Genomic DNA, 13,956 nt, shown 5'->3' with positions numbered 1-13,956 from the left:
GTGTATACCTCGGTATGAGTATGTGTACTGATGGCGACAATTTTGCTTCTAACTATCTGATAGGTATCAGTGTGGAAATTGCTTCAGAGGTGGGTTTTTAGTAAAAGATCGAAAATTATTATTAAGGCTTCAATCGCTAGAGTAAGGCGCAAAAACGAGATTTTCTGAAAGAACAGCTCTTCACATTGCAAGAAGGTGGCAAGAACGACGGTTTCTCTATAAGTTATGGCTATTGAACTGAAGGACATGAACCATGCTGAATGCGCTAAACTGCGGACATCTCACCATTGTTGAGAACTACATTCGAGCCAAGGACAAAAATGAACCTGCTTTGATGTCTACTGCGTTTGCAGAGGATGCGACGCTGGAGATGATCCTTAAAACCGAGAACATGTCGTTCCCTGCCATTACCGATGGACTCGATGCCATCACAGATATCCTTGTTCGTCACTTTAACGATGCGTATGAAAACGTTCATACGTTCTGCCTCGCAGACAAATCAGATTCAACCGAATATGAATTGTCTTGTAAGTGGATGGTGTGCATGACAGAACGTAAAAGCGGCGGCGTTCGTATGGGTACGGGCAATTATCGTTGGACGTTTGACCGAGAAACCGATTCCCGCGCCGTAAAACTGGTGATCACCATTGAACAAATTGCGATGTTGTCTTCCGATGTATCAGAAGAAATAGTGAGTTGGGCACAAGGGCTACCTTATCCTTGGTGTTACTCCGATACCATTCGTCAAACCATGCCTGATATCGAGCAGCTCAGCGCGCTGCGAAGAAGTATTGCCTAGGGGCTTGGTTACTTACTTACTTAGAGGTTTAGAGGCTTTTCATATTGCTTGCTGATTTTTTCAGCACATATCACGGTTCGGCTGTTTGGCGACGCTTGTCCAGCATTTGTACGATTAATCCACTCTGCACTTTCCCTTAATCTGTTTAAGATCACCTGAGTGAATTAAATGGAGCAATAGGAATAGTATGTGATCTTCCTTCACTGAAAGTCATAATTGAAAAATGCTGGAATAAATTACTATTCACTATTCATGGCTTACTCCTTTCATTACTATTTAAAATATATATTGCTGGCTAGGGTTGTTTAACTCTCTGTCGGTTTCTTTGTGTGTAAAATAAATTAATACGTGGTCTGATTCTGTTTTTTAACTGATTTTTATTAATTGCCTTTATGGATATGAGATCGCGATCTTGAAAAGGTAATAAATAATTTAAAATATCGTTTTGAGAGTTTCGTCAATTGAACATTATTAAAATGCGTTCATAGTGTCGCTCATTGAATAATGCGTTTAAGTGCATATTTAAAAACCTCACCAATGAACATGTAGTAAGGACTCTTAATGGTCACGAATAAATATAAAAAACTTGCGGTGCTCACGCTGGCTGCGCTAACTGCACCCACTGCCATTGCTGCAGAAAAAAATCAGCTCACTATCGTGTCTGATTTTTATCCAACGATGATACGTAACTTCAACCCGTACCTAGCGACAAACTTGCGTACAACGACGGATTTTATTTATGAGCCATTGGTGATCTTCAACCAAATGCACGGCAACAAGCCGGTGATGCGTTTGGCGAAAGACTACTACATGTCTGAAGACCTGACCCAAGTGACTTTCGTTATCCGCGAAGGTGTGAAATGGTCAGACGGCACGCCATTCACTGCGGAAGATGTGGTTTACTCGTTCAAACTGATTCATGAAAAACCTGAGCTTGACCCGAAAGGCATGGACCGTTGGATCAAGAGCATAGAGCGTGATGGTGACAAGGTTATCTTTAATCTGACCGAAGCGAACTCTAACCTGCCTTACGAAATTTCGACCATTCCAATCGTGCCAAAACACATTTGGGAAAAGGTTGAACAACCTGAAATGTTTACCAACGAAAACCCAGTGGGCTCAGGTCCGTTCACCGAGATCGATACGTTTACACCGCAACTTTATGTGCAGTGTCGTAACCCAAATTATTGGGACAACGACAACCTAGAAGTTGACTGTTTGCGCGTTCCACAGATTGCAAACAACGACCAACTGTTGGGTAAAATCATTAAATCTGAATTGGATTGGACGGCAGCGTTTATCCCAGACATCGATAGCACCTACGCGGCTCGTAACCCTAATCACAAGTACTGGTACCCCGCTGCGAGTGCGCAAGCTTTCATGTTGAACTTCAAAACACCACACCCTGGTAACAATGAAGCCATCAACAACGTCGATTTCCGTCGCGCGTTCTCCATGTCGATTGACCGCCAAAAGATCATCGATATCGCGTTTTACGGTAACGGCGTGGTGAATGACTACGCATCTGGCTTAGGTAAAGTCTTTGAATTCTGGGCTGACAAAGACGTTTATAACAAATACAAAGGCTTCAACACATACAGTGTTGAGAATGCGAAAGCGATGTTGAAATCGGCGGGCTTCGTCGATATCGACGGTGACGGCTTTATTGAAACGCCAACCGGTAAAAAAATCGAGCTAGAGCTTCAATCACCAACAGGTTGGACTGACTTCAACAACACCGTTCAGTTGGGTGTTGAGCAGCTGCAAAACGTCGGCATCAACGCTAAAGCGCGCACTGCAGATTTCGCGGTATACAACAAAGCCATGGTAACGGGCACGTATGACGTGGCTTACACCAACTACTTCAACGGTGCAGATCCACATCGCTACTGGAACAGCGCGTACCACTCTCGTTATCAAGAAGGCGCGAGCATGCCACGCTTCGCGATGCATTTCTTCAAGAATGAAGAGCTAGATACGCTGCTTGATAGCTTCTACAAAACGGGCAATCAAGAAGAGCAAATGGTCATCGCGCATAAAATCCAGAAAATAATTGCTGAAAACCAAGTGACGATTCCTGTGATGTCCGGTGTTGATGTATACCAATTTAATGAAAGCCGCTTCACGGGTTGGTGGAGTGAAGAGAACCCGAAAGGTCGTCCTTTATCTTGGGCGGGTGTTCCCGAGCGTTTGTTACACGTATTGGATCTAAAACCAAAAGCGTAAATATACCCTGCGGCCAATCCCTGTATTGGCCGCTTTTTCCTTTTTTCTGAATAATCTAATCCATTTCTGGGTTTAACATTTATTTAAAGAATTATTTTATTAGTGTTTAAGTAGGGCGGAACTATGGGTTTCTTCATGCGGCGCTTATCTTTTTATTTTGTCGCCTTGTTATTTGCAGCAACATTGAATTTTATATTGCCTCGTGCAATGCCAGGTGATCCTGTCACCATGATGTTTGCAAACGCAATGGCTCATGTGAGTCCTGAGCGTATTGCTGCGATGCAAAAACTGTTAGGTTTTGTTGATGCGCCTTTATATCAACAATACTTTACGTATCTCGCCAATATATTCACTGGTAACTGGGGTATTTCAATTAAGTTCTACCCGCTGTCTGTTAATGAATTGTTGGGTGGCGCGGTTGGTTGGTCGTTATTTCTAACGGGCACCGCCGTTATTCTCTCTTTCTGTATTGGTTCAGTACTGGGTATCTTTGCCGCGTGGCGTCGTGGTAGCTATTACGATGCATTTATCTCTCCAAGTATGCTGGTCGTGCAAGCTGTTCCCTCCGTGGTTGTCGCCATGCTGGTGCTTTATACCTTTGCGATTGGTTTGGAGTGGTTCCCATCAGGCAATGCATATACGTCAGGTACGTTGCCAGATTGGGGTAGCTGGGCGTTCTATAAAGACGTCGCATATCACGCAGCATTGCCGTTAGCCTGTGCGACCGTCAGCCAAATTGGTGGCTTCTTGATCAGCATGCGTAACAACATGATTAACCTGCTGAACGAAGACTTCATCACCATGGCACGCGCAAAAGGGTTGAGCGAAAACCGCGTTATCTTTAACTACGCAGCGCGTAATTCCATGCTGCCAAGTGTTACGGCACTTTCTATGGCGCTCGGCACGGCTATCAGCGGCCAGCTCATCGTTGAAATGATTTTTAACTACCCGGGCTTAGGCACAGTGTTGCTTAACGCTATCCACGCACGTGACTACCAAGTACTGCAAGGTCAGCTGCTTCTTATGACCATGTTCATGCTGTTCTTTAACTTTATGGCCGACCTTCTGATCGTGGTGCTCGACCCTCGCCTTCGTAAGGGAGAAAAATAATTATGAAGGGGTTATTTAAACTGCTTGCAGGCAACCTCAAATCATTGGCTGGATTGTGTATTCTTGCCCTTTTTGTGTTGGCTGCAATTTTTGCTCCTCAAATCACAACGCATGACCCTGAGAAGGGAACGGGCAATCCGCACGAGTACCCTGCGTTTGTTGTGAAAGCAGCGCAAAACAACCCAGATGGTTGGATTGCGACCACGCTTGCGACCAACAAACGAACATTGATGATGTCAGAAAAAGCGGAACACGTTTTAGGCACATCGCGTATGGGTCGTGATATTTGGTCTCAGCTTGTTTATGGCGCACGCACTTCCATTTCAGTCGGCCTAGGTGCCGGTCTTATGGTTTGTTTCTTGGCGACAGCGATTGGTGTTTCTGCGGGATACTTCGGTGGCAAAGTGGATGACTATTTGTCAGCGGCCATGAACATCATGCTGGTGGTGCCGCAGCTTCCGTTGCTCTTCATTATCGCGGCATTTATTGGTCAGGCAGGGCCAATGACGATCGCCATTGTGATTGCGATAACATCATGGGCATGGGGGGCGAGGGTCGTGCGAGCGCAAACCTTGTCTGTGCGTGAAAAAGAGTTTGTGCGTGCAGCTGAGGTATTGGGTGAATCGCCGTTCCGTATTATTGCGGTCGAAATCCTACCAAACTTGATGTCGATTCTAGGCGCAAGCTTCATCGGTTGTGTGATGTTGGCCATCATGACGGAGGCCAGTTTGTCCTTCCTTGGTTTGGGCGATCCAAACTCGATCAGTTGGGGCGTAATGCTATACAACGTTCAGACGTCTTCGTCGATGTTGGTTGGCGCGTGGTGGGAAATTCTTCCTCCGTGTTTGGCTCTGACCTTTATTGCGATTGGCTTGTCACTGCTTAACTTCGCCGTGGATGAAATCGCGAACCCGCAATTGCGCTCTCACAAGGGTATGCGCCGCTGGACTGCGCGCAACAAAATGGCGAAAAGTGCTGCCGCTCAAGGAGAAGCAGCACCTCAACACGTACTTGAAGAGGGGGCGAAATAATGACAAACCCTCAAATTTCCATTCGTAATCTGTGTGTTGATTACATCACGGATGCAGGCGATGTACGTGCGGTAAACAATGTCAGTTTTGACATTGGTAAAGGCGAAGTGTTCGGTCTTGCAGGCGAGTCTGGCTGTGGGAAGTCGACCGTTGCATTCTCGCTGATGCGTTTGCACAAACCACCTGCATTTATCTCTGGCGGTGAAGTCATCTTTGACGGTCATGGAGACATCTTTAAGAAGTCTGACAGTCAGATGTCGCACTTCCGTTGGAGCGAAATATCCATGGTGTTTCAGAGTGCGATGAACGCCCTGAATCCAGTGCTTACGATGGAAGAACAGTTCTGTGACGTGATCATGCGTCACACCAACTTCACGCGTGAGCAAGCGGTTCGTCGTGCCGAAGGACTGCTAGAAATCGTGGATATTCACCCAAGTCGCTTGCGTGATTTTCCGCATCAGTTTTCAGGTGGCATGCGTCAGCGTCTAGTGATCGCCATCGCGCTCGCACTGAATCCGAAAATGATCATCATGGATGAGCCAACTACCGCGCTGGATGTGGTGGTTCAACGCGAAATCCTGCAAAAGATCTACGCACTAAAAGAAGAGTTTGGTTTCTCAATTCTGTTCATCACCCATGACATTTCATTGATGGTCGAGTTCTCTGATCGCATTGGCATCATGTACTCCGGTGAGCTGATTGAAGTTGCGCCATCTAAGCAAATCCTCGAAAACCCGTTCCATCCTTATACCGAAGGGTTGGGGAGCTCATTTCCACCACTCACGGGCCCGAAAACACGATTGACTGGGATCCCTGGGAACCCGCTCAACTTGCTTGAAATCCCGCAGGGTTGTCGCTTCCAAGCGCGCTGTAGCAAAACGCAGCCATCGTGCTTTAGCCAGTCAACCACGCTGAGCGAGATTCAACCGGGTCGCCTATCTAACTGCCACCTATTTACGCAAAAGCTAGGTTAAGACGTGATTAATACCATACACCCTGATGGTTCAGGGTGTATGTAGGAGATGTTATGAGTAAGCCACTAGGAACACCGATCGTTGAAGGCAAAAACCTGATTAAAGACTTTGCCGTCAACAGTAATTCTTTGAAGAAATCGAAGATGCGTGCCATCAACGATGTGTCATTCAAAATGTATAAAAGCCGCGGCCTCGCTGTGGTGGGTGAATCAGGTTCTGGGAAGTCGACCACCGCTAAAATGATCGCCAAGATGTATCCGCCATCGGGCGGCAGCATTGAATACTACGGTCGAGATATTCAAACCATCACCAAAGGCGATGACTTGATGAAATACCGTCAAGGCGTGCAAATGGTATGGCAAGACCCGTTCGGTTCGTTAAACCCAACCCATACGATATTTCACCACATTGCGCGTCCGTTGATCATTCACAACAAAGTGACATCGAATAACAAAAAAGAACTCGAAGAGATGGTTTACCACCTGCTCGAGCAAGTTGGTCTTACGCCAGCAAAAGAAACCGCAGCGAAATTCCCCCATCAGCTTTCTGGCGGACAGCGCCAGCGTGTGAACTTAGCGCGAAACATTGCTGTGGGTGCTGAAGTAGTACTGGCGGATGAGCCAACCTCCATGTTGGATGTGTCTATCCGCGCGGGCGTTCTCAACTTGATGGAAGAGATGAAGTTCGAGCGTGAAATGGCGCTGCTGTACATCACTCATGATATCGCCACTGCGCGATACATCGCCGAAGACATCGCCGTGATGTATGTCGGGCACATGGTGGAATGGGGGGATGTGGAAGAAATTATTCATGACCCGCAACACCCATATACACAGCTTTTGGTCTCAGCAGTGCCTGACCCACGCAAATCGATTCACGAGAAGCTGAAGGGCAACCGTGGCGAAATCCCATTGTGGACGCCAGACAGTGTGGGTTGCCCGTTCGCGGGTCGCTGCACGCATGCAACACCAAAGTGCCGTGAACAATTGCCTGCTGTGACGCAACTGTCTGAGAACCACTTCGTGCGTTGTTATCTCTACGAGAAATAACGCCACTCGCGACATGTGTGCGTGAACAATAAAACCAGAATATCTATCAAAGCAAACACTCATCACGAGATGAGGAGAAAAGGACAACGATGCTACAGATTGAATTTACCCGCATTGACGCAGAAAACTGCGACTCGGTAAGAACACTTCACATCAAAATGGGCGAGGGAAAATCACTTGAGCTTAACCAAGATGTAGAAGGCTTTAACGGCGAAATCAGCAAGAACACTTATAGCGTGGCGGATGCACAAGACATCGGCTTCATGCTGGCATCGGCCTATAAGAAAGCGCAAACCCTACAACTTCACATGGATGCAGAAGTCGCCTCATTGTTTACCACTGAAACATGGGTTAAGTGGATTTCTTTCGGCATGGCGCTGTCGACCTACAACTACAAGCATACTGAGAGCCTGACACTTCAACCTGTCATCAATCTGTTTGAGTTGAACAGTGATCAAGCACCGTTAAAGTCTGCGTTTGAACAAGGCCAAATCCTTGCAAAGAGCCAGTTGATCTCCCGTGAGTTGATGAACAAGCCGGGTAATGTGATTTATCCCGTTTCGTTTGTTCAAGCGGTGCAAGAGATAGCCATCGACAAGATTGCATTGTCGTACCTCGATGACAAAGCCATGTTGGATCTTGGCTTTGGTGGCTTAATGGGCATCGCCCAAGGCAGTGACCGCGAAGCGCGTCTGTTGTGTATGGATTACCACCCAGAACACGCTGAGAAAACGATCGTCTTGGTGGGCAAAGGCGTGACCTTCGATTCAGGCGGCATCAGCATCAAACAACCGCGTTTCATGAGCACCATGAAAGTTGACATGGGCGGCGCAGCAGCCGTCACAGGGGCAATGAATGCCATTGCAAACCTGAACGTGCCAGTACGCGTCATCGGCTTGTGTGGTTTGGTGGAAAACATGCCGTCAGGCAGTGCGGTGAAGCCGGGTGATGTTGTCACCATGGCGTCGGGTAAGAGCGTTGAAATCATCACCACAGATGCCGAAGGCCGCATGGTATTGGCGGATGTGCTCCACTACGCACAGCAAACTTACAACCCAGATTACTTGATCGACATTGCAACCCTGACAGGCGCGACAGGCATTTCGTTGGGCAAAGCCTATGCGTCTTTGATGGGTAATGACGAAAGCTTAATGACAAGCGCACAAGAAGCGGGTCTGGCATGTTCTGAGCCACTTTGGGCAATGCCAACAGGCCACGATTTGTTTGAAGCATCACTGAAGAGTGATTTTGCCGATTTGCGTCATGGCAGTGAAGAGCCAGATGGCAGCGCATGTGTGGCAGCGACGTTCCTGCGTCACTTTGTTTCGCCAGTACAAAAATGGATTCACATTGATTCTGCCGCCATGTCACTGGGCATGAACCACCGCAAAATTTATGGCAAAGCGGCGTCAGGTTACGGCGCATTGCTGTTAACCGAACTTTGCCAACACCTTGTCTCTACAGAACAAAAGAATAAATAACGAGGAAACACCATGATCTTATTAGCAAACTCAGAAGCTTACCCGGGTATTGAAGAGTCGGCGCGCCGACTACAAGAGGGTGAAGACGGCTTAACCTCGTTGATTGAAGGCATTAAATTGGTCGAGTTAGACCCGCGTGTGCGTACAGTGGGTTACGGCGGTTGGCCAAATGTGTTGGGTGAAATGGAGCTCGATGGCTCTGTCATGGATGGTGACAGCCTACGTACGGGGGCTGTTGGCGCACTAAAAGGTTACATGCACCCAGTGGACGTTGCACACCGTGTTATGACAGACCTCAACCATGAGATCCTTGTCGGTGAAGGCGCTGCAATTTTTGCCAAAGAAATTGGTGCCGTCGCGGGTGACAACCTGATTGAAGATTCCAAGCAAGTTTGGTGGGAAAAGCTTGAACAAGCGATGACCCCAGAAGAACAAGCTGCCTTCCCGAACGTGCCGTTAGCGCCGTTATCAAACAACGCGACCGATCCAGAGCGCGTGCGTGATACAACGGTATTTTTGAGCAGCGATATCAACAAGAAAATCAGTGTTGCTACCTCTACATCCGGTTGGGCATGGAAATACCCAGGCCGTTTAGGCGATAGCCCAATCATTGGCGCAGGCTCCTACGCGGATAGCCGCTACGGAGCGTGTGCCTGTACACACACAGGGGAAATGGCGATCCGTTGTTCAACTTCTCACGCTGTCGTGCTTTACATGAAAATGGGCATGAGCCTTGATGACGCAGTTTATGAAGCCATTAAAGACTTGGATTATCTCAAAGACGGCTACACCGAAGGCGTGACCATCCACGCAATCGACCGTTTTAACAACCACAAAGTGGTGAGCCTAAACTGCCCAGGTAACATCACGTACTGGTTCTGGGAAACCGGCATGGACAAACCTGAAGAGCGCCAAGCGGAAGTGATTATGACGAAATAGTTATTCGCGACTCAACAAAAACGCTATCTAAAAGTCGAGTTTATACGCTCGACTTTTCAATTTTTGTGACCTGTATGAAAGCGCTTTCTTTGGATCTCACTTTTGTTTCAAAGGTGTTAAGTTGACTTGATTTAGACTTGGCCAAGTAGCTGAGAAGTGGCTACGTAATAACTAAATAAATCAATATAAAAAAGGACTTTGGTATGGCTAAGAAAATTGGAATGCTTATTGTAGCGAGTATGTTTGCATCGTCTGTTTGTGCAGAAAATAACGATGTTTATATTGGTGTTAATGTCTCTAAGACTGACTATGAATACAAGCTCGATGGATTTTCAGACACACTTAATTTTGATGGCGCGACTGGTGCCGGTTTGACAATTGGTTACTTAAAAGAAATTAACGATAATGTAGATATCGGATTTGAGGCTGTTTTACATAATTTTGGTTCTGAAAAAGCAAATGGTGCCGATTCGAGTACAGCGGCGTTCATTTTTAATATAAAACCAACATACTACTTTGGTGATTCGGGTTTTTCATTAGCAGCGTCACTGGGTTTAGGTTCTTATAACACTGACCTAGAAGTTAATGGTGTGGAGGCTTCTGAAAGTGAGGTTTCTTTTAGCTATGGCTTAGAAGCGGGTTACGATATTACGGAACGATTCAATATTAACGCGAGTTTTATGAAAACCAGTATTGGATACGAAGGCCTTGATGTAGATCTTGACGCTATGCTGATTGGTGCGAAATATCGTTTCTAAATGACGAATACCTACATAAAAACCGTCTCATTTGAGACGGTTTTTTTACGTCGGTATATCCAGATCAGAGAGAGTGTTTGATGGTGAGCCAGAAGTCATCGTCTTCATCTGCATTGATAGCAATGCTCGTTTCATTATTGATGTTGTGGCCGAGTTGCGTGACCATTTCAAATGCTCGTATTTTTTTACCGTTGGTGCTGTAGGTGTACTGAGGCACCAAGTTGAGGAACCAATCATCTGCAATTTGCCAGCGAACGAAGGTATAGAGTGTAGCGATATCCGTATCGGGAAGGCCGAACCGTTTCACTTTCTCATCTGTTGTCCACGTTTTGCCGTATAAAATGGCAGGGTTAATACGGAGCTGGTCATTCACGGGGATTATCTGAATGAAACCCGCAGATGCGCGGTTTCTATCAAAAAGCCCGCTGTTGTTGTGTTCAGCATCAATAAACACGCCCGTTCCGGTGCCTTTATAAAGCGAAAAATGACGCAGGCGAACCGTCTCGAAGTCATCTTTTAGCTGAAGGAAACTATTGTGCGCAAAAGCGCTGCCCTCCGGCTTTATACCAAGCTGAAATATCGCGCCATAGCCATTTGTGCCAGCCCGCATTCCGGCAAATGATGTTACCGATGTTGGGTCATCTTTATCTCCCGTGTATTTTGAATCATCCGTGGCTTGTGCAATGGGTGCCATCAGTAGAAACAGCAGCACGATGGGTGTCATGTTCATTCTAAAATCCTTCTTACTTTGCGTCTCCTCCCGCGTTTCGAGTTTTCATCAACAATCGAAACGCAGTGATGAAGAGAGCTGTTTGGGTCCATTTTTAGGAAAAGAAACGTATGCGGTGGTTTCTATTGGGGGCAGGGGAACATGAGTTCGACCTTGTTTGTGGTGGTATAAAAAGTGCGAGGGAAATATTTGCCCATGGTGCTGGCAATGTCCTTGTCATATTCAATTTTCTGGATGGCTTGAGGGAAGTTGTCATCGGCGAGCATATGGCGAATTTGTACGATGGATGAGTCGGTATCAAAAATACCATCCCCCTCGTCTGACATAGGGATCCAACCTATGCCGCATTCAGGGAAAGCATTGCGAGGGCGGTCGGCTGCGCGACTAACTGCAATGGTGTAATACCCATTTTCATCAACAGGGATATGCTCATCGTAGATGCAGTCGTTGACTTCAGTGACGGCAAGGCCTTTGTTTGAGCACACCGACCAATAGCGGAGCTGACCGCTTCCCATGACAGTGTCGCCGTTGAAGGTTGTGGGTGTCGTGGGTGCCTTTCCTCGCATCATATACACAGGGCCTAGCTTTCTGTTGATCACCGTGCGGATATAGTTGTTATCAAGATTGGGGTAGAAGCCACCTTCACTGCGTCTGGCATTGCCATTCACCTTGCCGTTGTATATCCCTAGTAAACTTTCACGATCGAGTTGTATGTGCCAAGTAGAAGGCGATGTCGCAGGGTGAGTATCTGGCTTATCTTCTTGAGAGATCAGTTTGCGGTAAACCGATACATCCACACCCAATGCGCTGAGCTTTGCCTGAAGTTGTTGGCTTGATTGAATGTAGTCACACGCAGCTTCGCCTTTTAGGGTTTTTCCTCCTTTGGTGGTCACCACGGGTACGGGAAGAGCAACACCTGCGGTTTCACCACTGTCTGCATCCTGTGCGTAGATACGATAGATCAAGACTTGCTGATGTTGAGGTGAGAGCGGGGCATGCAATGTATTTCGGGTTTGTCCCTCACGTACGATTGCCTTGGTATCATCTTCGCTGGGCTTTTCACTGATCAGCTCAATGCGATAGCGGCGTTGGTCGCTGTTACGTTTTTCGCCAGGTCTATAGGGGTTGACGGCACCTGGTTCGGGTTCAATCAAATAATCTGCAAGTGACTGTCTTGGCCGTCCATATTCGTCGTAACTAATGAGTGACATATAACGCGAGTAAGGAAATTCCCCTTCAAGGTGCAAGGTCGCACCCTCTGGAATTGTGAAGGCAGAGCCCCAGTATTTCACTGCAGCATCGGGATAAGCCACATTGATGTAGGGATCCGCAGAAACGGGGCCATATCGGAATAGGCAGTTTCTTTCTCCGGGAAGCGGTTGAAATGCGTCTTGGCTAGCATGAGAAACATGTGAATAAAGAGAAGTTGCTAGCAAGGTACTCGCGATTGTTCCCACGGTTAACAATGATCGTTTTGAAATGAAGGTCATCGATTATCTCCTGTTCTTTGTTATTAACACTCTGTAACATTGCGATAACAACGCTATCAGTGAGGAACGATGGAGAATGTCAAATTCTATACATTGTCAGGATGTGCCCGTTGATTCCTGCTCCGAAACCTTCTCTTTGTTTCGTGGAAGTAAGGTGTTGGAGGATGTCGATGATCATGTGCTTGCAGAGTTGGCGAGTCATGCAAAGTTTGAGCACTACCGCATTCCAACGTTGCTGAACACCGCCAACCATGAATTGATTCATCTAAGGTTTGTGATTGAAGGGCAGATCGAATTGGTTGGACGTAATGTTGATGGAGATGAGGCTTGTATTGCCGTGCTAGGACCTGCCAATTGGGTAACTTGGTTAGGGTGCTTTGATTTGCGTCCCCCACAATATGATTTTTACAGCTCTGCCAACTGTAAGGTCATGGCGATTTCCTGTAAGAAAGTGCGTGAAATCGCCAATGCAAATCCTGAACTTTACCGAATTGCGATCAATGCCATTAGTGATAGATTTCGATTGTTGATGGAATGGACAACCGATTCAGCATTGCTTGAGCATGAAAAGCGTATTGCAAAATTGTTGTTATTGGTGTCGCGTTTGAACAATGAGCACGACATTGCTCATCCCGCGATCTACTACACCCAAGACAGGCTCGCCGTTTTGTCTCGCTGCACCCGCCAAACACTTAGCCGATCGTTGAAATTGCTAGAACAACAAGCATTGATAAAAGTGGGCTATAAACGCATCGATATTATTGATCTTGAGGGGTTGGAAAGCTTCACGTATCGATAACGACAGGCTGTTTTTTCTCCGTTTCCGCCTATGAATCGACAAACATAAGAGTGCAACAATCTATGGAAATCAGATGCGCACAGCAAAGTGACTTAGCGTGTTTAATCGAATTACACCGTCAAATCAGTCAGTTTCACTTTGAGCAAGCCCCTAAGGTGTTTAATGCGCCTTCGAAGGAAGACAAAGCATTTCTAAAGAAGGTCTTGAGCGATGAGAGCCGTTGGTTCGCGGTGGCCGTTGAAAACGATCAAGTGGTCGGTTTTATTACAGCGAAAATCGATGTAAATGAAACCGTGTCTTTCATGAGCCATGACCCTATCTGCAAAATTCAAACGGTTGTTGTGGATGCTGAACATCGTTCGAAAGGCATTGGTGGTGCATTGTTAAAAGCATGCCGCGAATGGTCGGAAGGGCAAGGTGCGGTCGAAACAAGGCTTGAGGTGATGGCATTCAATCCCGCCGCGAAAAAGCTCTATGAGCGTCATGGTTTTCGCGTGCAATCGCATACCATGTCATGTTTTCATGAATGAAGGGCTGATAATTGTCAGCCCTTCGGGGAGTATTAAAAGA

Annotated in this window: 13 protein-coding genes; 11 read left to right on the top strand and 2 right to left on the bottom strand. The window is 46.8% G+C overall.

The features are described from left to right. Positions 1-253 precede the first annotated feature (253 nt). The 9 genes from BCT27_RS08665 to BCT27_RS08625 all read left to right on the top strand — a co-directional run bounded on the left by BCT27_RS08665 (position 254) and on the right by BCT27_RS08625 (position 10,367). Positions 254-799 carry a hypothetical protein gene (locus tag BCT27_RS08665; RefSeq protein ID WP_102318680.1) on the top strand — a complete coding sequence of 182 codons (546 nt, stop codon included), beginning with the start codon at positions 254-256 and terminating at the stop codon, positions 797-799. Positions 800-1,360: 561 nt separating this feature from the next. Next, positions 1,361-3,025: an ABC transporter substrate-binding protein gene (locus BCT27_RS08660; protein WP_074925844.1), complete on the top strand. Its 1,665-nt coding sequence runs from the start codon at positions 1,361-1,363 to the stop codon at positions 3,023-3,025. Positions 3,026-3,148: 123 nt separating this feature from the next. Further along, positions 3,149-4,135 (top strand): ABC transporter permease, encoded by a 987-nt coding sequence (locus BCT27_RS08655; protein WP_017011753.1) that lies wholly within the window; start codon positions 3,149-3,151, stop codon positions 4,133-4,135. 2 nt (positions 4,136-4,137) lie between these two features. Further along, the gene (locus tag BCT27_RS08650) at positions 4,138-5,166 is read left to right on the top strand and encodes an ABC transporter permease (protein WP_102395564.1); all 1,029 of its coding nucleotides are present in this window, start codon (positions 4,138-4,140) and stop codon (positions 5,164-5,166) included. Next, positions 5,166-6,140 (top strand): ABC transporter ATP-binding protein, encoded by a 975-nt coding sequence (locus tag BCT27_RS08645; protein WP_017018002.1) that lies wholly within the window; start codon positions 5,166-5,168, stop codon positions 6,138-6,140. The genes BCT27_RS08650 and BCT27_RS08645 overlap by 1 nt, the downstream gene beginning before the upstream one ends. A gap of 53 nt (positions 6,141-6,193) precedes the next feature. After that, on the top strand, positions 6,194-7,189 hold the full coding sequence (locus BCT27_RS08640) for an ABC transporter ATP-binding protein (protein ID WP_102395563.1): 996 nt from the start codon (positions 6,194-6,196) through the stop codon (positions 7,187-7,189). Positions 7,190-7,278: 89 nt separating this feature from the next. Next, positions 7,279-8,670, top strand: a complete 1,392-nt coding sequence (locus tag BCT27_RS08635; protein ID WP_102395562.1) for a M17 family metallopeptidase — start codon at positions 7,279-7,281, stop codon at positions 8,668-8,670. Positions 8,671-8,682: 12 nt separating this feature from the next. After that, positions 8,683-9,609, top strand: coding sequence for a glycosylasparaginase (locus BCT27_RS08630; RefSeq protein ID WP_017011758.1), 927 nt, complete (start codon positions 8,683-8,685; stop codon positions 9,607-9,609). Between the two features lie 203 nt (positions 9,610-9,812). Continuing rightward, positions 9,813-10,367: a porin family protein gene (locus tag BCT27_RS08625; protein WP_102395561.1), complete on the top strand. Its 555-nt coding sequence runs from the start codon at positions 9,813-9,815 to the stop codon at positions 10,365-10,367. Between the two features lie 64 nt (positions 10,368-10,431). Here BCT27_RS08625 and BCT27_RS08620 read toward each other — a convergent pair whose 3' ends face one another. Together BCT27_RS08620 and BCT27_RS08615 are read right to left on the bottom strand one after the other, a co-directional pair. Next, complete coding sequence (locus BCT27_RS08620; RefSeq protein ID WP_102395560.1) at positions 10,432-11,097, bottom strand: hypothetical protein; 666 nt, start codon at positions 11,095-11,097, stop codon at positions 10,432-10,434. Positions 11,098-11,219: 122 nt separating this feature from the next. Then, a complete protein-coding gene (locus BCT27_RS08615) occupies positions 11,220-12,587 on the bottom strand; it encodes a hypothetical protein (RefSeq protein WP_102395559.1) in 1,368 nt (455 codons plus the stop codon). Positions 12,588-12,663: 76 nt separating this feature from the next. Here BCT27_RS08615 and BCT27_RS25825 point away from each other — a divergent pair, with 76 nt between their 5' ends. Both BCT27_RS25825 and BCT27_RS08605 read left to right on the top strand, forming a co-directional pair. After that, on the top strand, positions 12,664-13,386 hold the full coding sequence (locus BCT27_RS25825; RefSeq protein WP_241908539.1) for a Crp/Fnr family transcriptional regulator: 723 nt from the start codon (positions 12,664-12,666) through the stop codon (positions 13,384-13,386). Positions 13,387-13,448: 62 nt separating this feature from the next. Next, the gene (locus tag BCT27_RS08605) at positions 13,449-13,916 is read left to right on the top strand and encodes a GNAT family N-acetyltransferase (protein ID WP_102395558.1); all 468 of its coding nucleotides are present in this window, start codon (positions 13,449-13,451) and stop codon (positions 13,914-13,916) included. Positions 13,917-13,956 lie beyond the last annotated feature (40 nt).

Source organism: Enterovibrio norvegicus (genome assembly GCF_002876705.1).
Classification (GTDB): domain Bacteria; phylum Pseudomonadota; class Gammaproteobacteria; order Enterobacterales; family Vibrionaceae; genus Enterovibrio; species Enterovibrio norvegicus_B.
The sequence above is the reverse complement of the archived record's forward strand: the minus strand, read 5'-3'. Positions and strand labels throughout refer to the sequence as shown.